This is a genomic window from Photobacterium kishitanii, assembly GCF_000613045.3.
Lineage (GTDB): Bacteria > Pseudomonadota > Gammaproteobacteria > Enterobacterales > Vibrionaceae > Photobacterium > Photobacterium kishitanii.
Genome location: NZ_LN794352.1, coordinates 284,286 through 302,980, shown reverse-complemented (window position 1 = coordinate 302,980; position 18,695 = coordinate 284,286). Strand labels below are relative to the sequence as shown.

The 18,695-nt window shown below is 42.5% G+C and carries 18 protein-coding genes; 3 read left to right on the top strand and 15 right to left on the bottom strand.

The window, feature by feature from the left end; genetic code table 11:
• Positions 1–38: 38 nt before the first annotated feature.
• The 5 genes from PPBDW_RS01590 to rpe all read right to left on the bottom strand — a co-directional run bounded on the left by PPBDW_RS01590 (position 39) and on the right by rpe (position 4,786).
• On the bottom strand, positions 39–1,262 hold the full coding sequence (locus tag PPBDW_RS01590) for an aspartate aminotransferase family protein (RefSeq protein WP_036789505.1): 1,224 nt from the start codon (positions 1,260–1,262) through the stop codon (positions 39–41).
• Between the two features lie 348 nt (positions 1,263–1,610).
• Complete coding sequence (locus PPBDW_RS01585; protein WP_036789503.1) at positions 1,611–2,186, bottom strand: aminodeoxychorismate/anthranilate synthase component II; 576 nt, start codon at positions 2,184–2,186, stop codon at positions 1,611–1,613.
• Positions 2,187–2,290: 104 nt separating this feature from the next.
• The gene (gene trpS, locus PPBDW_RS01580) at positions 2,291–3,310 is read right to left on the bottom strand and encodes a tryptophan--tRNA ligase (protein ID WP_036789501.1); all 1,020 of its coding nucleotides are present in this window, start codon (positions 3,308–3,310) and stop codon (positions 2,291–2,293) included.
• A 103-nt stretch (positions 3,311–3,413) separates the two neighbouring features.
• Entirely contained in the window at positions 3,414–4,112 is a 699-nt protein-coding gene (locus PPBDW_RS01575; RefSeq protein WP_036789499.1) for a phosphoglycolate phosphatase, read from the bottom strand.
• On the bottom strand, positions 4,112–4,786 hold the full coding sequence (gene rpe, locus PPBDW_RS01570) for a ribulose-phosphate 3-epimerase (RefSeq protein WP_036789497.1): 675 nt from the start codon (positions 4,784–4,786) through the stop codon (positions 4,112–4,114). The genes PPBDW_RS01575 and rpe overlap by 1 nt, the downstream gene beginning before the upstream one ends.
• Before the next feature lie 201 nt (positions 4,787–4,987).
• Here rpe and PPBDW_RS01565 point away from each other — a divergent pair, with 201 nt between their 5' ends.
• The gene (locus PPBDW_RS01565; protein WP_036789496.1) at positions 4,988–5,185 is read left to right on the top strand and encodes a DUF2970 domain-containing protein; all 198 of its coding nucleotides are present in this window, start codon (positions 4,988–4,990) and stop codon (positions 5,183–5,185) included.
• Between the two features lie 9 nt (positions 5,186–5,194).
• Here the strand turns inward: PPBDW_RS01565 and dam are convergent, their stop codons facing one another.
• The 9 genes from dam to pilM form a co-directional block, all read right to left on the bottom strand.
• A complete protein-coding gene (gene dam, locus PPBDW_RS01560; protein ID WP_036789494.1) occupies positions 5,195–6,031 on the bottom strand; it encodes an adenine-specific DNA-methyltransferase in 837 nt (278 codons plus the stop codon).
• Between the two features lie 108 nt (positions 6,032–6,139).
• Positions 6,140–7,594 (bottom strand): SPOR domain-containing protein, encoded by a 1,455-nt coding sequence (locus PPBDW_RS01555; protein ID WP_181950638.1) that lies wholly within the window; start codon positions 7,592–7,594, stop codon positions 6,140–6,142.
• Between the two features lie 23 nt (positions 7,595–7,617).
• The gene (aroB, locus tag PPBDW_RS01550; RefSeq protein WP_036789491.1) at positions 7,618–8,697 is read right to left on the bottom strand and encodes a 3-dehydroquinate synthase; all 1,080 of its coding nucleotides are present in this window, start codon (positions 8,695–8,697) and stop codon (positions 7,618–7,620) included.
• Positions 8,698–8,720: 23 nt separating this feature from the next.
• Positions 8,721–9,239, bottom strand: coding sequence for a shikimate kinase AroK (gene aroK / locus PPBDW_RS01545; RefSeq protein WP_036789489.1), 519 nt, complete (start codon positions 9,237–9,239; stop codon positions 8,721–8,723).
• Positions 9,240–9,625: 386 nt separating this feature from the next.
• A complete protein-coding gene (locus tag PPBDW_RS01540; protein WP_081045133.1) occupies positions 9,626–11,347 on the bottom strand; it encodes a type IV pilus secretin PilQ in 1,722 nt (573 codons plus the stop codon).
• Between the two features lie 13 nt (positions 11,348–11,360).
• A complete protein-coding gene (locus tag PPBDW_RS01535; protein WP_036789487.1) occupies positions 11,361–11,876 on the bottom strand; it encodes a pilus assembly protein PilP in 516 nt (171 codons plus the stop codon).
• 10 nt (positions 11,877–11,886) lie between these two features.
• Entirely contained in the window at positions 11,887–12,471 is a 585-nt protein-coding gene (locus tag PPBDW_RS01530; RefSeq protein WP_036789484.1) for a type IV pilus inner membrane component PilO, read from the bottom strand.
• Positions 12,468–13,076 carry a PilN domain-containing protein gene (locus tag PPBDW_RS01525; protein WP_036789480.1) on the bottom strand — a complete coding sequence of 203 codons (609 nt, stop codon included), beginning with the start codon at positions 13,074–13,076 and terminating at the stop codon, positions 12,468–12,470. Before PPBDW_RS01525 ends, PPBDW_RS01530 begins: the two co-directional genes overlap by 4 nt.
• The gene (gene pilM, locus PPBDW_RS01520) at positions 13,073–14,053 is read right to left on the bottom strand and encodes a type IV pilus biogenesis protein PilM (RefSeq protein WP_036789477.1); all 981 of its coding nucleotides are present in this window, start codon (positions 14,051–14,053) and stop codon (positions 13,073–13,075) included. Before pilM ends, PPBDW_RS01525 begins: the two co-directional genes overlap by 4 nt.
• Before the next feature lie 148 nt (positions 14,054–14,201).
• Here pilM and PPBDW_RS01515 point away from each other — a divergent pair, with 148 nt between their 5' ends.
• Complete coding sequence (locus tag PPBDW_RS01515) at positions 14,202–16,805, top strand: penicillin-binding protein 1A (RefSeq protein ID WP_036789474.1); 2,604 nt, start codon at positions 14,202–14,204, stop codon at positions 16,803–16,805.
• An 81-nt stretch (positions 16,806–16,886) separates the two neighbouring features.
• Here the strand turns inward: PPBDW_RS01515 and oxyR are convergent, their stop codons facing one another.
• Positions 16,887–17,798, bottom strand: coding sequence for a DNA-binding transcriptional regulator OxyR (gene oxyR / locus PPBDW_RS01510; RefSeq protein WP_036789471.1), 912 nt, complete (start codon positions 17,796–17,798; stop codon positions 16,887–16,889).
• A gap of 159 nt (positions 17,799–17,957) precedes the next feature.
• Here oxyR and PPBDW_RS01505 point away from each other — a divergent pair, with 159 nt between their 5' ends.
• Positions 17,958–18,686: a glutathione peroxidase gene (locus PPBDW_RS01505; protein ID WP_036789470.1), complete on the top strand. Its 729-nt coding sequence runs from the start codon at positions 17,958–17,960 to the stop codon at positions 18,684–18,686.
• Positions 18,687–18,695: the final 9 nt, after the last annotated feature.

Below are 18,695 nucleotides of genomic sequence, written 5' to 3'. Positions count from 1 at the left end.
TCAAGGTTGCTATTTATCACCTAAGCAACCCATCACAATTAAGCCGTAGCGTGATATAACTTCGCAATCGCAGTTTCTAAACGCAGCATTCCTTCATCAATATCGGTTTTATCAATCACTAACGAAGGGGTGAAACGTACGACATCGGTGCCAGCGACTAAGACCATTACGCCTTCATTGCCCGCTGCAACCAAAATATCTCGTGCTCGACCCTGCCACTCTGGGGTTAGCACCGCACCCAGTAATAAGCCTTTACCTCGAATTTCACTAAAAATAGGATAACGTCGATTAATTCGTATCAATGCCTCACGAAACCACTGCTCGCGCTGTTTAACCCCCGCTAATACTGCTGGTTGACTGATTTCATTGATTACCGCCTCAGCAACAGCACAGGCCAGTGGGTTACCGCCATAGGTCGAGCCATGAGTACCCACATTTAAATGAGATCCGAGTGCAGTTGTCGTCAGCATTGCCGCCACAGGAAAACCGCCACCTAAAGATTTAGCAGTGGTAAGAATATCAGGGGTAATACCTAAATATTGATAAGCAAACAACTCGCCAGTACGACCATTTCCGGTTTGGACTTCATCAAAAATCAGCAGCGCCTGATGTTGATCACACAACTCACGTACCCGCTGCACAAACTCCAGACTTGGGCTAATAACTCCGCCCTCACCTTGCAAAGGCTCCATCATCACGGCACAGGTTTTATCAGAAATTAACTCAGCAATCGCAGCTAAATCATTATAAGGAATATGAGTCACTGCTTGTGGTTTAGGTCCAAAGCCATCGGAATAACTACTTTGACCACCAACAGTAACGGTAAAAAATGTTCGGCCATGAAAGCCGTGATGGAAGGCAATAATTTGATTTTTCTCAGCACTAAAATTATCAACCGCATAACGACGGGCTAATTTTAATGCTGCTTCATTCGCTTCTGCGCCAGAGTTGGCAAAAAAGACTTTTTCAGCAAAGGTTAATTGGGTCAGTTTATCAGCGAGTCGCAGTGCTGGCTCATTGGTCATGACATTACTTAAATGCCACAACTGTTGTGCTTGCTCAGTCAAGGCCGCCACCATCAGCGGATGACAATGACCTAAACAACTCACCGCAATCCCGCCTGCAAAATCAATATACTCACGTTGCTGTTGATCCCACAACCGCGAACCTTGACCTCGAACAGGAATAATATCCATTGGCGCATAGCAAGGTACCATTACCTTATCAAACAACGATCGTTGTAGTTTATATTCAGTTGCCATCACACTATCCTTCTGTGCTTGATGTCTTATTATTAGTATTTACATTTTATTAACCTTTGCCAACAATGACAGCTGTTTTTATTCAAACCAAAGTGTTAACTAATAAATACACTACAGATAGTTATGCATTATTTACGCTAGATTATTAACCCGCATTGATGACCAACACCCTTTCCTAAACGGAAACAGTTGTCACCACTCGCATAAAGTTGCAATCAAGACAGCACAGCAGTTGTCTTATAAATAAGTAACATCGATAACTAATAAGAAGTTCAATGACAAAATCATTGATAACAAGAAGAGTAACGTACTTACTACTATCGTAATAAGCACGTAAAAATAGCAGTATTAGCGTTGCAGAAAGTTAGCCAATAACGCATGGCCTTGCTCAGTCAAAATACTTTCAGGATGAAATTGTACTCCTTCCAGTGCTAAGGTCTTATGCCGAATACCCATGATTTCATCAAATTCACCATTTAATTCAGTCCATGCGGTAATCTCAAAACAGTCAGGTAAAGTCGCAGCCTTAACCACTAACGAATGATAGCGCGTAACGGTTAAGGGATTATTAAGCCCCTCAAATACACCGCAATCAGTATGGTAAATCGGTGAAGTTTTGCCATGCATCACTTGTCGTGCCCGCACCACATCACCGCCAAAGACTTGCGCTAACGATTGATGGCCAAGACAAACCCCAAGGATTGGTAATTTACCCGCAAAATACTCAATCGCTCGCAGTGAAACCCCCGCCTCATTGGGTGTACATGGCCCTGGCGAAATCACTAAATGGGTGGGCGCTAAAGCTTCAATGGCCGCGATATCAATCTCATCATTGCGGGCAACAACAACCTCTGCCCCCAATTCACAGAAGTATTGATAGAGGTTGTAAGTAAATGAATCATAGTTATCAATAAGTAACAGCATACTACAACTAAGCTCTTATTTTTAACTGTCGGCGACAGCTATTAACTAGCGACAAAAAAGCAGAGCCTAAGCCCTGCTTTTTTAATAATTGTTATTACTAACGCTTATGGGCGAGCAACAAAACCAACGGCATGGTAAGCTTTTTTCAATACTTCAGCAGCGCGTGCTGATGCTTTATCTGCACCGGCTTTCATCACGCTATCAAGGTAAGCACGATCATGACGAATACGTTGGTATTCCGCTTGTACAGGCTCTAGCATTGCAACTAACGCCTCACCCACATCTTTCTTAAATGGACCGTACATATCAACACCAGCATACTGAGCTTCAATCTCAGCAAATGTTTTTCCAGTAGCACCAGAATACAGGCCCATTAGATTTGAAATACCTGCTTTTTGCTCAATATCATGAGCAATACGTGGTGGCATTTCTGCATCCGTTTGCGCTTTATTGATTTTCTTTAAAATTGACTTAGGATCTTCAAGTAAAGTAATAACGTTCTTACGGTTATCATCTGACTTCGACATTTTCTTGGTCGCATCTTGTAAGCTCATCACGCGCGCACCAACCGTTGGAATATACGGTTCTGGTACTTGGAAAATTGGGCTTTCAGGGGTGCTGTAAAGATTATTAAAACGGGTCGCGATATCACGCGCTAGCTCTAAATGTTGCTTCTGATCGCTACCTACTGGCACTTGATGAGCACCATACAATAGAATATCTGCAGCCATTAGCACTGGGTAACCAAATAAACCCGCATTAACATCATTCGCATGACGAGCTGATTTATCTTTAAACTGTGTCATACGACTTAGTTCACCCATTTGGGTATAGCAATTTAATAACCAACCAAGTTGCGCATGCTCAGGAACATGAGATTGTACAAACAACGTACTTTTTTGCGGATCAACACCAACAGCTAAACAGATAGACAAAGCATCTAAAGTTGCTTCGTGTAAAGCTTTAGGATCTTGACGTACTGTGATGGCATGTAAATCAACCACACAGTACTGGCAATCATAATCATCCTGCATCTGTTCCCACTGACGCAGCGCACCAAGGTAGTTGCCGATACTCAATTCACCAGAAGGCTGTACGCCACTTAATACAATGGGTTTACTCATGATCAGGCTGTCCTGTTAATATCTTTAATTGTATTGACGAAAGGTACTAATAACGCCGTTATCAGTACCTAATGTTATTGTTTTTAGTGTACACCGTAATGTACTAGCAGCCTAGTTTAACCACATCAAGTAATTGCTTGAAGTGATCACAAACAACATCTGGCTGACTATCACTGATTGGCTGACCATAGTTATAGCCATAAGTCAGTCCTAATGAACGGCAGCTAGCGGCTTGTGCGGCAAGAATATCGTTACGCGAATCGCCGACCATCAGTAGTTGAGTCGCAGCAATATGGTGTTTCTCCATTAGCCAATGTAGCGCAAAAGGATCTGGCTTTCTCAATGGGAAAGTATCACCGCCAATCACATCCACAAAATACTCACTCAAACCATGTTCTTCAAGCAAATGCGGTACAAATTGTGAAGGCTTATTGGTTACGATAGCCATAGCAACACCCGCTTGATGTAAGCTGGCTAACGTCGTTTTTACATCGGCATACAAGGCACTTTTTTGGTGGCCACCAGCAGCATAATAATGATCAAATAACTCACGCGCTTGACGCTGTAATTGCGGGTCAATTTGAGGGTCAATATCAACACTACGGCTTAATGCTCGGCCAATCAAAATATCAGCACCATTGCCAATCCAAGTTGTCACTTGTTCAACAGTGACACCTTTGCGACCAAGGTGACGCATGGTCAAATCAGCAGCATCGGCTAAATCAGGTACGCTATCAAGTAAAGTACCGTCTAAATCAAACGCAATAAATTTAATATTTTCAATCATGTTTTCAGGGATCATTAACGCTTAGCCTCAGCTAACTGTGCACGCATTTTATCAATCGCGACTTTATAATCAGGTTCATTAAAAATGGCAGAGCCAGCAACAAACATATCAGCACCAGCGGCAGCGATTTCACCAATATTATCAACGTTAACACCACCATCAACTTCTAGGCGAATATCACGACCTGAAGCATCAATACGCTGACGTACTTGACGTAATTTATCTAAAGTACTTGGAATAAATGACTGGCCGCCAAAGCCTGGGTTAACCGACATAATCAAAATCATGTCAACTTTATCCATAATATAATCAAGATGATGTAATGGCGTTGCTGGATTAAATACCACCCCAGCTTTACAACCATGTTCTTTAATCAGTTGCAGAGTACGATCAATATGATCGGTCGCTTCTACATGAAAAGTGATCATCGTCGCGCCAGCTTTGGCAAAATCAGGAATAATACGATCGACAGGTTTTACCATTAAATGGACATCAATCGGTGCCGTAATCCCGTAGTCGCGTAATGCTTTACAGATCGGCGCACCAAACGACAGGTTTGGCACAAAGTGATTATCCATAACATCAAAATGGATAACATCAGCACCCGCAGCCAATACCTTTACTACATCTTCACCTAAACGGGCGAAATCAGCAGACAAAATAGATGGAGCGATCAAAAAGTCCTTCATGTTTAGCCTCTCTACACTAGCGATAAAAACAACAGGCTCGGTTTACCAAGCTTTCAAATTGCTGTCAGTCTACCCGATCCCCTAGGTGTTGTCTTACTGGATTTATTTATTGCTGCAGTTAGCCATAGTTATCACTGTGACCAGCGACAGAGGCACTACAATCAACAATAACGTCAGCAGAAAAATGAGGAAAGGAAGTTTATGATTCAGAACGCTGGCACAATATGGAGCATAATAAAAAGTGTTCTAGCAGCATTATTTGGAGTGCAATCCCAACAACAACGCCACCAAGACTTTAATCATTCAAGTCCATGGCCATTTATTATTATTGGTGGGATCATTATCGCGATATTGGTAATCGCATTAATTGCTATTGCCCATCAGGCAACAGCATTATAAATCAAGCATTTATTCGTTATCGGTGGTAACTGGTGTTTTAAATAATGCCAACAATTCATCGACTTTATTGCGACCACTACCATTACGACTAATGGTGCGTTTAACCCTTACCACCGACAAATCAGCCCCGGTATATAAACGGCGGGTTAATGGCGTATCATGATTAGAAATCAATACCGCAATATCACGCTCAGTCGCGGCTTTCTCTGCGACATTGGCTAGGGTTGCCTGATCATCCAAACTAAAACCATTACCAGAATAAGAAGTAAAATTAGCCGTAGTAGATAATGGCGCATACGGTGGATCACAATAAATCACACTGCCTTTGCGAGCCCGTGAAAATGTTTGGCTATAGCCTTCACACACAAAAGTCGCACGTTTGGCTTTTTCAGAAAAATAATACATTTCAGCTTCTGGAAAATACGGTTTTTTGTACGATCCAAAAGGTACATTAAACCCGCCTTTTTTATTATAACGGCATAAGCCATTAAAACCGTGGCGATTTAAATATAAGAAATAAATTGAACGCTGATAAGGATCAGTGCTGTTATTAAACTCTTCTCGAATACTTAGGTACGCTGCTTTAGTATTATATTCAGGCGTGAATAATCGGCGTACATCTTCAATGTAACGCTCAGGTTCTTGCTTAATTATATTATATAAATTAATCAGATCTGGGTTGATATCCGCTAATAGGTACTGCTCATAATCAGTATTTAAAAATACCGAGCCAGCCCCCACAAAAGGCTCAACCAATTTACGCGCGGGCGGTAGGTGTCGTTTAATATCCTCGACTAGAGAGTACTTACCCCCAGCCCACTTCAGGAATGCACGATGCTTTTTCATTAAGCTGACCCACCACCACTTACAAGAATGTCACGAAAGGTCGCGGATTGTACCTCATTTACACCCTATGCTGATACCAATTAGCATAAATAACTACCATTAATGGCTTTATTTTAAGCGATTCATTTCTTGTTGAATATGTCGGTAAGGTTTCAGCCACGGTTTTAGCTGCTGTAATGATGTTGGCAATTGTGTTTTTGCAGTGCGAGCTTGCTGAGCCGTGGCATAATTACCCGTCACGACAATGAACCACGACTGCTGATTACGTTCAGTTTGGTAGATCATTGCAGCTGCCACATTATGGGTCATTATAAACTCTGCTGCAGCGGCAAGACTGCGAGTCGCTGCAAGTTGTAATGCATAATGATCTGGCTTTACTGCTGCCAATTGCTGCTCATTAGCGGCTAATTTAAGCGACCAATCTAACTTAGAGGCTGGTGCCGATATTACAGCGGCAGACAATGGCTGCGTGTCAATAATCGCTGGCGTACTTTCAGCTTCTGTAGCTTCTGTAGCTTCTGTAGCTTCTGTAGCTTCTGTAGCTTCTGTAGCTTCTGTAGCTTCTGTAGCTTCTGTAGCTTCAGAATGACCTTTCAAAGCATGATCGTCAATCATGGCATCAATTTGTTGTTCAGAGATTACTATCCGTTCATGAACAGTCTCTTCTTGGCGACCAACGGTTAAACCTTGCGTATTCACTTGTGGTGGTAATGGCTCTTTATCAATCGTCACAACAGCCGCGGCTGATACAGGAGCATTCGAAGCAACAGTAGTTGAAGACTGACTATCTACCGAGCGAGGAGCCATGAACCAATAACCAATAGCAATTAAAACAATAAGTACAATAACGATCGCTAACGGTAATAATAATCTTTTTTTGGAATTCAAACTCATGCTTATACCTTCAGCTTGAGAGGGACGTTGCAACACAACTGATCGTGGAAGCAGCATTAATAACCGCTGTTTTAACGTTGGTCGAGAAGGTGTATCTGACTCATCGTTAGCAACCAATATTTCGCTAAATAAAGCCACTTCTTGATGACTAATATCATCAATCTCCAACTCTAGAGGAATAATATCAGAATCATGGCTAACATGAGCTAAAGTTTGGTTTAACTCACCACGATTAGCAAATAATATGATATTAAGTTGTAGTTGTGAATGTTGATTGGCATACAGTGATAACGCCCATAATTCAGTAACTAAGCCGTCACTAAGTAAATGCGCATCATCGATCACTACTATCAGTTTATGTTGATGGTGTGCTAATAAATGCTCCGCACTTTGGCATAATGAATCATGTTCATTAAACATAGCTTGGCTAACAAATTGCTGTAACAATAAGGTTCGATGTTGAGCATCTGTATACCCAAGCTGGCACGTCAATAATATTTGACGACAGTCAGTGGCATAATGTTCAAGGAAAGAGTGTGCAAGCCAAGTTTTACCTGAGCCTTGTGCACCAGAGAGGTGAATAAGATGAGAGCCAAACCGAGTCAGAAACCGTACTCGAGTCAGCAACTGGATCTGACTATCCAGATCCAGTTTTTTTGCTTTCGTCATGCTGGTCATCAACGTGCTACAACTTAACGGCCAATAACATCCTGAAGCACATCAAAAGGTACATCAGCCACAACTTCAGCACTACCAATCGCAGTCGGTAATACTAAGCGTAGCTGACCTGACAATACTTTTTTATCACGCATCATATGCTTAATAAAATCGTCAAAAATCATAGTTTCAGGCGCAACAACGGGCAAGTTTGCTCGCTGATGCAATGCAATAATCCGCATCACATCGGCATCACTGATCAATCCCTGCTTTGCTGCAGTATGTGCTGCGAGAACTGTACCTGCTGACACCGCTTCGCCATGCAGCCAGTTACCGTAACCCATTTCTGCTTCAATAGCGTGACCAAAAGTATGGCCAAGATTGAGTAACGCCCTTACACCTGATTCTTTTTCATCGGCAGCAACAACATCAGCTTTAATTTGACAGCAACGGCTAATGGCGTAAGACAACGCATCATTATCCAATGCATGTAAGCGCTCAATGTTATTTTCTAACCAAACAAAAAAATCATAATCGGCAATAATGCCGTATTTGATAACCTCAGCCAACCCTGCTGCTAACTCTCGTTGCGGCAATGTATGTAAACAATGATTATCAATAATCACCGCTTTAGGTTGGTAGAAAGCACCAATCATGTTTTTACCCAAACGGTGATTAACCGCAGTTTTTCCACCCACAGATGAATCCACTTGTGCTAACAATGTTGTTGGCACCTGAATAAAATCAACCCCTCGCTGATAACTTGCCGCAGCAAAGCCGACAATGTCACCAATTACGCCGCCACCTAAGGCAACTAAAATCACATCACGGCCATAATTACCTTCCAGTAAAAATGTCATAATACAATTGAACGTATCGAGAGTTTTGTACTGTTCACCATCAGGCAGAGAAAGTAGTGCCACTTGGCACGATAATGAACTGATGGTAGCCATTACCTGATCCGCATATAACGGGGCAATAGTGTCATTGCTGACCACAACTACTCGTTTACCTGCAGATATCGCAGATGCAAACAACGCCGAGTTGTCGAACAACTCGGCGCCAATTGAAATAGGGTAGCTTCTGTCATCTAAATTGACATTGATCCGTTCCATGGTCAGCTTCTCTTTTTAATTAATTAACGCTCTTCCAGCATCTTGATGATTTGGTTAGCAACTACTTTCGCACTTTGATCATCAGTACGAACAACGTAGTCAGCAACCTCTTCATACAATGGGTTACGCTCTGCTGCTAGCTCTTCAAGCACTTCACGAGGCGTGTCGGTTTGAAGTAACGGGCGTTTTTTATCACGTTGAGTACGAGCTAATTGCTTTTCAATAGTCGTCTCTAGATAAACAACAATACCACGAGCAGACAGGCGATTACGGTTCTCTTTATTAATAACAGAGCCGCCACCCGTTGCAAGAACAATACCTTGCTCTTGTGTTAGGTCATCAATCACAGTTTCTTCGCGAACACGGAAGCCGTCTTCACCTTCAACATCAAACACCCAACTAATATCAGCGCCAGTACGTTCTTCTATCACGGTATCTGAATCAAAGAATTCCATATGCAGCTGTTGTGCAAGGTGTCTACCAATTGTGCTTTTGCCGGCACCCATAGGGCCAACCAAGAAAATATTTCGTTTTTCAGCCATTTTTAGCAATTTACGCGCGGTTAATAAAACGACACCACCCGCAGGCTCTATTAAAATAAGCCCGAGGCGCCAAGTTCCTCACATATATTTCGTGATAAGACAGAAAATTATCTCAGGACTGACTACTATTTTGCAATAGCTAGTCGACATCAATCGATATTTTATTAAGCCTGTCTTACCCACAGAGGTTGCCATAATGGCTTACCCGAGGTCTGAGGTCAATCGTATTAAGCTCGTAAATATCCTAATAATAGCTCAACAACACTCTTAACACCCAAGCAAGCTAAAAGCATAACCCAATGAAACAAAACAACTTTAACATACAACCACCCTGCTACAACATTGATTAGAACGGTTGTCAGTAAAATGGTTCGGTAAGTGAAAAATTATTGCATCACAATTTTTGGCGTCACAAAAATCAATAATTCACGTTTTCCAAGTTCTTCCATTTTATGCCTAAATAATGCACCAAGCACTGGAATATCACCAAGAATAGGCACTTTACGAACGCTATTGTTAACCTGATTTTGATAAATACCGCCCAATACGACCGTTTCACCATTATTGACTAACACTTGGGTACCAATACGCTGAGTTTTAATTGCCACCGCAGTACCGACTCCTGTTGGAACTTCCTCACCTTTACTGTCTTGAGTTACTTCCAAATCCAATACCAGCTTATTATCTGGAGTGATCTGAGGCGTCACCATCAGGCTTAAAACTGCCTTTTTAAAATCAACCGACACTGCGCCACTTGAGGACGCTTCTAGATACGGAATCTCGGTGCCTTGTTCGATATAAGCGGTTTTTTTATTAGTCGTCATTAACCGAGGACTAGAAATAATTTCGGCTTTACGCTCTGACTGCAAGGCTGATAATTCTAAATCTAACAGTATATTCCCCAACTTTGCCACTTGAAATGCGATACTTGCAGCACCCGTTTGGGTTGCGCCTAAATTAACATTAAGAAAATCATCAACCGTAGTATCATCTAGCAAGCCAGAACTACCAAGGTTACCTTCAATAGAACCACCGATGGTCGTATCGCCATCGATACTTGATACTCCCCAGCGAACACCGAGTTCATCAATATTACCTTCATCAATAGTGACAATGCGTGCTTCAATTTGAACCTGCTTCACGGGAATATCGAGAGCCACTACTATCTCTTTAATGCTGGCGATACTTTCAGGAGTATCTTTAATTATCAATGCATTAGTTCGTTCATCAACATGTAACGAACCACGTTCAGACAGCATTCCAATCCCATCACTAGCGCCCCGCAATAATTCTGCAATATCAGTCGCTTTCGCGTAGTTAATCTGAATCAGCTTCGAACGTAAGCTGGCTAATTGTTGCTGTTTACGCGCAGTTTCCATAACTTGATGATCATTGGCGGCTAATTCTGTTTTAGGTGCGACCAATAATACTGAGCCACGAACACGTTTATCTAGCCCTTTGGCTTGGAGGATAATATCCAGCACTTGCGGCCATGGCACGTTATCTAAACGCAACGTCACATTACCGCTGACGGTATCTGCCACCACTAAATTAAAGTCGTTATAATCAGCAATTAACTGTAATACGTTACGGACCGGGATATCTTGAAAATTAATTGAAATGGGCTTGCCCTGGTAAGAAACCTTAGTTTGAGCTGCCGTTGAGGTCGGTTTGGGTTGTACTCGCTGAGTTATAGTAACCTCAAGATTATTTCCTCGAAAACGATAGTCATAATCGTAGCCCGCTGCTAAATGAAACACTAACCGTGCGCCACGAGGAATGTTGCTAGTATCAATGCTATTAACAACCGTCGCGAAATCAACCACATCTAAAGTATGTATTTGTTCATTGGTCAATTGAGTATCAAATATATCCAGTTGTAACTGCTTACCTTGACGGCGAAAATCAACCAATGATTGAGGCCGTTGTAACTTGAGAGTTAATACACCTCGACCTTTACTATCACGACGAAAGTCAATCTTTTGAACTTGATTAGTAATGCCACTTACTGGTGCTGCTGTCACGCTGGTGATGGTAACTAACCCCCAGCACATTAACCATACACTGACGAAAATCTGGCGGCTAAGCCCCCATCTATTCCCTTTCATAACTCATCCTTGATTAATGCTGAACTAACGCCAGCTTTGCAGGCCGTATTAGCCAACAACCTTTGCCATCGGGTAATGTTTCTTCTATTTCAATGACGTCATTACTCACTTTTATGACTTTGCCCCGATTAAGCCCAACAAACTGTCCCGGCTTAATCCTGACTAACTCTCCTTCAGGGGTATAAATCAACCCCCATAGTTGCCGTTGATGACCAATAACGCCTTTCATTGCCAGTTGCTCTAACGGAAATGTTTCGAGTGCTGTTGGTTGAGGGTTAATGGGTGGCTGCCAGCAACTACTATCCGCTTGTTTCGCTAATAGTAACTCTGGCTTAGGTCGTAAAAACGGCACTCGCTTGCTGGTCATCACAAATGACTCCGCAACAAAAATATAAGGAGCCGCTAATGGCTTCACTTTGGCTTTGGCATTAGTGTGAGTTTTAGCAATAAATTGCTCAACGGAATCGGTATTGGCCTGACACCCCATTAACACAAACCCTAACGGCAACAGCCATAATAGTGTTCTCATAGAATCCTCATTATTGCGGAGCTTTAAAGCGGTATGTGGTAGCAGATACTGTCAATGACAACAATTCTTCTAGACCTTGGCTATCAACGCGCGCTAATTCAACATTGCGTAAATTAACAATTCGAGGTAAACGTGCTATTGCCTCTGCAAACTGACCAATTTGTTGATAAGAACCCGTTAATTGCATATTGAGGGGCAATTCGTAATAAAGATCATGTTCAATCCGTGACGCCCACTTAATCGACTGAAAAATCAAGCCATTTTCAACACCAATATCATTGATACTCGCGAGTAAACTCGCTAATTCTTGCTCTTCGGGTAATTGTTGAATCACTTCTTGATAGCGACGGTTAAGCTCAATCACTTGCTCTTTAACCCGTGGTAATGCTGCCACTTGGGCTGCTCGACTCACTAACTGCCCACGTAAGGTTATTTCCTGCTGCTTTTGCTGCTCTAAAGCAGCAGTTAACGGAGTTAACCAATACCAATAACCAAACACCGATAACAATAATGTCACCACGCCCGCAATGAGACACTGGGGTAATAATGGCCACTCAGTAACTTCATCTAATTCTAATTCACGCCAGTCAATCATTGTCGCTTCTCCACTATTGCCGTCGCATAAATTGCCTTAAGTGACGGCTTATTAATGGGTGGAGCAGTTAAATCAAACGATGCATTAAATTGTGACTTTTGTTGTTTATCACGGCTTTTCGTCGTGACTAAAGAGTGCATTTCAATATTATTAAACCATGGTGATTGCTCAGCTTTACCAAGTAACGCCGCCAAATGACCATTAGTATCTCCAAAGCCATCTACTTTTACGCGTTGCGAGGCTAAATTTACCCCATCAAGATACACGCCAGCAGGCACTACTTCCGGTAATTGATTAAGCAGTTGGGTAACCCGATTACGTGATAACTGAATATCAACAATCACTTTTAATCGCAGTTTAATCGCATCACGCTGTTTATCTAACTTCGGTAAATAAGCCAAGCGTTGCTCTAAGCTGGTTAATTCCTGCTGCAGTTGATGATTACGACTCTGCTGTTGTTGGTGTTGGGTTTCTATATATTTCGCAATAGCGCCATTACCAGCAATGGCCACAACAACACTTGTCGCCAGTAATCCTAAGAAACGTTGTTTGTGCTGCTTACGTCGCTGCTCACGCCACGGCAATAGATTGAGTTTATCGATCATGCTAGCCCTCGCAACGCTAACCCTGTCGCAACCGCATACTGACTCGACATCATGCGAGGTAATTCAACTTTCTTGGCACAACTAAAATGCTGAAATGGGCTAACCCAGACCGTATCCAGACCAATTAAGCGTTGTAGCAATGATGCCGAAACCAAATTTTGCCCACCACCACCGAGCCATAAGCCTTTGATACCACTACGAGGATGAGTTGAGTTATACAATTGAATTTGACGCTTTAGCTGTTCTGCTAACCGCTTAGTAAATTGTTCGGCATGATTACCACCAAACTGCGTTACGCCATCCAGACTGTCAAACATGCTAGTACCAAATCGAATTTCACGATGATAAACAGCGCTGCCTTGTGGTTTCATACAAAATTCCGTATGCCGCTTGCCAACATCAACCACCCCCCATTGATTATAATGGCTCCCCATTTCAGCAAAATGTTCAGCCAACCATAATAAGGCATGAGTTTGTAATTCCATCACTTTTGGTTTAAAACCAAGTTTAAGCAAAGCGTTAACACGGTTATCTATCGTTTCTCGACGCGAAGCAAACACTTGAAACGGGGTTGTCGCAGCAACATCGCTAAAACGGTCACTGATTAATGGGAAATAATCAAACCACAGCTCTTCAACTGGAAACGGCGACGCGGCACCTAAGGCTTGCGTGATAGCGAACTCTGCCTCTTCTTCACTGAGGTTACTACCGAGTTGAACAACTTTACTGATCACTGCACTATCAGGTAGCGCTAAGGTAACGACTTTAGCTTGCCACGGTAATTGCTTTTTAATTTGACGCATTGCTGACAACAGTTCAGCATTATTCACGCTATGCTGATCGTTTATAACAGTTTTAGTCAACTCAACCTCAGCAAATGCAACTAACTCAAACTGCTCTTTTTTTTGTTGTAAAACCACAGCTTTGATACTGTGATTGCCAATATCTACCCCAACACTTAATGGGTTCCGAAACATCCGTGTTATGCTCCCATGTGGCGAAAAAACAAACTATTTCGAATAAACACCATCAACGGCATTAATTAATTTTTTGTTATCTTTATACTTGAAGGTAAAAGATAATGGATAATGACCGCCAGAACGATGGCGTAACGGGAAATCTCAAGTGAAGTTCATAAAGCGATTACTAATACTTGCATTAATTTGCATCATTCTTGGAGTGGGTACTATTTTTGGTTTTTATTTATACCTAAAACCAGACCTTCCTGATGTTGCTAAATTAAAAGATGTCGAGCTCCAAACACCACTCAGGGTGTACAGTGCTGATGGCGAACTGATCTCACAATTTGGTGAGAAACGTCGTATACCATTAACACTCAAACAAATACCACCACTGTTGGTCGATGGTTTTATTGCGACCGAAGACAGTCGTTTTTATGAACATCATGGCGTTGATCCAATTGGTATTGCACGTGCAGCTTTTGTGATGCTAACCACTGGTCATGCACGTCAAGGCGCGAGTACTATCACTCAGCAACTGGCACGAAACTTCTTCCTCTCAAATAAAAAAACCTTCTCACGTAAAATTCGAGAGGCATTTATTGCGATACATATCGAGCAAATTCTAACTAAAGATCAAATCCTCGATCTTTACCTCAATAAGATTTATCTCGGTTATCGTGCTTATGGTGTCGGTGCAGCGGCACAAGTTTACTTTGGTAAGACTGTTGATCAGCTAACCTTGAGTGAAATGGCGGTGATTGCAGGCCTACCTAAAGCGCCATCAACCATGAACCCTATTTATTCGATTGACCGCGCGACAACTCGTCGTAACGTGGTGTTAGATCGCATGTATAAAGAAGGTTACATCACCAAAGCACAGATGGATCAAGCTCGCTCAGAGCCAATTGTTTCCCATTATCACAGCGCTGAAATTCAACTTTATGCGCCGTACGTTGCTGAACGCGCACGGGCGTGGATGGTTAACCGTTACGGTGAAGATGCTTACACCAAAGGCATGGATGTCTACACCACCATTAATGCTAAGTTACAGCATGCAGCCCAACAATCAGCGGTTGATAACCTGCTAACTTACGATGAGCGTCATGGGTATCGTGGCGCAACGGCAGTGTTATGGAAGCCTGGCCAAACACCACTTAATGCCAACCAAATCGTTGAAAAATTGAGTAGCCAACCGACTTATGGTGAGTTGATCCCGGCAGTAGTCACTCAAGTTAATCAACAAACAGCAACTGTGGTTACTAAGCAAGGTCAAACCATCACCTTAAATTGGGATGGTATGAAATGGGCCCGTAAGTTCCTAACCAATAAAGCCCAAGGACCAGCACCAACAACAGCAGCAGAAATTCTAACTGCAGGTCAACAAATCTGGGTTCAGAATAAAGCGACCACAGTGGCAGCAACAGCAGACACAGCAGCGGTAACGACTAGCCACTGGGTATTAAGCCAAGTGCCTGGTGCGAATACCTCTTTTGTTGCGATGTCACCAGACAATGGTGCGATATTGGCAATGGTCGGTGGTTTTAACTATACCCAAAGTAAGTTTAACCGTGCCACTCAGTCGATTCGTCAAGTAGGTTCTGGTATTAAACCCTTTATTTACTCAGCAGCAATTCAAAAAGGGCTCACATTAGCAACCCTTATTAATGATGCGCCAATCACCAAGTGGGACAAATGGCAAGGCACCGCATGGCGACCAAAGAATGCTGATGGCCGTTATGGTGGTCCAACTCGTGCACGTATTGGTTTAGCACGTTCAATCAACGTCATGGCTATTCGTGTGCTACGCATGGCAGGTTTAGATTACACCATTAACTATCTGACTCGTTTTGGTTTTAAACGTGCCGATCTTCCCCATGCAGAACCACTAGCATTAGGTGCAGGTAGTTTAACCCCACTAGAGCTCGTGCAGGGTTATTCGGTATTTGCCAACGGTGGTTATGCGGTCAAACCGTTCTTAATCAATAAAGTTGATAATAGTAATGGTGAGTTGATCTACAGCGCGAATCCAAAAATTGTCTGTAATGATGTTTGTCAGAGCCAAAACCCACAGGCGAAAATGCAAGTGGCATTGGCAACAGCTGCAGCAACGGCAGCGGAAAATGCCCCTGCAGATCAACAACCGCTCACCCCTGTCACTGAAAAGCCAACTCTAGCCCAACTAGAGCAAGTGATTACACCGCCAGCGGTACGTTATGCTCCAGAAGTAATCAGCGAGCAAAATGCGTTCCTTGTTCGTCAAATGTTAAACAGTAACATTTGGGGCGAGCCAGGCCACCCTTACGGTACAGGCTTTAGAGCTCGCGTACTGGGCCGACATGATATTGGCGGTAAAACAGGTACGACCAATGACTCGAAAGATGCTTGGTATACCGGTTTTGGACCAAATATCGTTGCCACAACTTGGGTGGGTTTTGATGATCATCGCCATACACTAGGACGTACGAGCTTTAATAAAAACCTCGGTAAGAATCAAATTACTGGTGGCGAATATGGCGGTAATGCTGCTCAACCAGCATGGATCAACTTTATGCGTGCAGCATTGAAAAATACGCCTGAACAGCCATTACAGATTCCAGCCGATATCGTCAAAGTACGTATTGACCGCGCAACGGGTAAACTGTCAGATCGCGATGATGCAAGCTCAATGTATGAGTACTTCATCAAGGGTACTGAACCGACTCAATCTGCAAGCCAAGTCAATTCAGAACAGAAATTTGATGCGGAAACTGCGGAAGAACTATTCTAAATTTAATCTTTAAATACAAAGAGCGCTAATCAGCGCTCTTTTTTTTGGGTTGAAATTTCACTTCATCCTCAGTGAGAAATACTATTTCTGCACATGGTTGGCAAAAATTTGTGGCATTTTAGACTTAATCACTTCAGCCAATTTCTCATAACGCGATTTTAATGGTGAGCCAGGACGGTAGGCTAATGTAATTAAACGAGTCGGTTGTGGGTGCTCGGCAGCAATATAACAAACCCCATCACGACAATGTTCTTTTGGTGTCGCTAATTGCGGTAATAACGTGATACCACTTCCGGCTGCAACCATATTACGTAGTGTTTCAAGGCTCGTTGCTTTAAAACGACCATCATCACGGGCGCCAGCAGCAAAGCAAAAACCTAAGGCTTGATTACGTAAACAGTGGCCATCTTCTAGCATTAATAATGTTTCACCATGCAGACGCGACATATCAATTTCTTTTTCTTGTGCCCAACGATGCGTTTCAGGCACCGCTAACATCATCGGCTCGTCATATAATGGTAATTCAATAAAAGGTTCACTTTCTTTTACTGACGCTAAAATCATGCAATCTAGCTTGCCCTCTTCAAGTTGTTGCACTAATTGATGCGTTTGTGCTTCATGTAAAAATAACTCTAAATCAGGAAAAGCTTCTTTTAAGGTGGGAATGATTTGCGGTAATAAATATGGACCTACAGTAGGAATAAAGCCAATATGTAACGGTCCAGCCATGCTTTCTCCTTGCAAACTAGCAAGTTCGGTCAATATTTTGACCTCAAGCAACACTTTCTGCGCTTGGGCGACTAAACTCAATCCCGCATCGGTAAAAAGTACGCGACGACTGGTTCGTTCTAATAGCGACACCCCAAGTTCATCTTCTAATTTACGAATTTGACCACTGAGGGTTGGCTGACTGACATAACAGGCTTCAGCCGCTTTACGAAAATGTTTATGTTCAGATAGGGCGACAAGGTACTCAAGATCTCGAATATTCATTAGCTAGGGTTACCAATAGGAATCAACTATCAAAACCATAGCAGTAAACGATTAGAACTATCAAGAGTAAAATCGCATAATTACTTCATCAATATGGAGAACATATTTACGAAGCTCCGATTGCATTAAATTAATTTATATTTTTTAAGGAATCACATTATGTTCGCATCTAAAGAAGGTCAGCCAGTACCTCAAGTTACTTTCCACACCCGTAAAGGTGATCAATGGGTAGATGTAACAACAAACAAGTTATTTGCTAATAAAACTGTGGTTGTATTTAGCCTACCCGGCGCATTTACACCAACATGTTCTTCTAGCCACCTACCTCGTTACAACGAGTTAGCATCAGTATTTGCTGATAACGGCGTTGACGACATTCTATGTGTATCGGTTAACGATACGTTCGTAATGAATGCATGGAAAGCAGATCAAGAAGCAGAAAACATTACCTTCATTCCTGATGGTAACGGTGAATTCACTAATGGCATGGGCATGCTAGTTGAAAAAGATGACCTAGGTTTCGGTGCGCGTTCATGGCGTTACAGCATGTTAGTGAAAAACGGCATCGTTGAGAAAATGTTTGTTGAAAACGAAGAACCTGGCGACCCGTTCAAAGTTTCAGATGCAGATACTATGCTGAACTACATTGCTCCAGAGCAAAAGTTACAAGAATCAATTACTGTATTCTCTAAGCCTGGCTGTCCTTTCTGTGTTAAAGCGAAGCAGAATCTGATCGACAAAGGCCTACAGTATGAAGAAATCATTCTAGGTAAAGATGCGACAACGGTATCTTTACGTGCAATTACTGGCCGTAGTACTGTTCCTCAAGTATTCATTGGTGGTAAGCACATTGGTGGTAGCGAAGAATTAGAAATTTTCTTAGGCTAATACTCCACG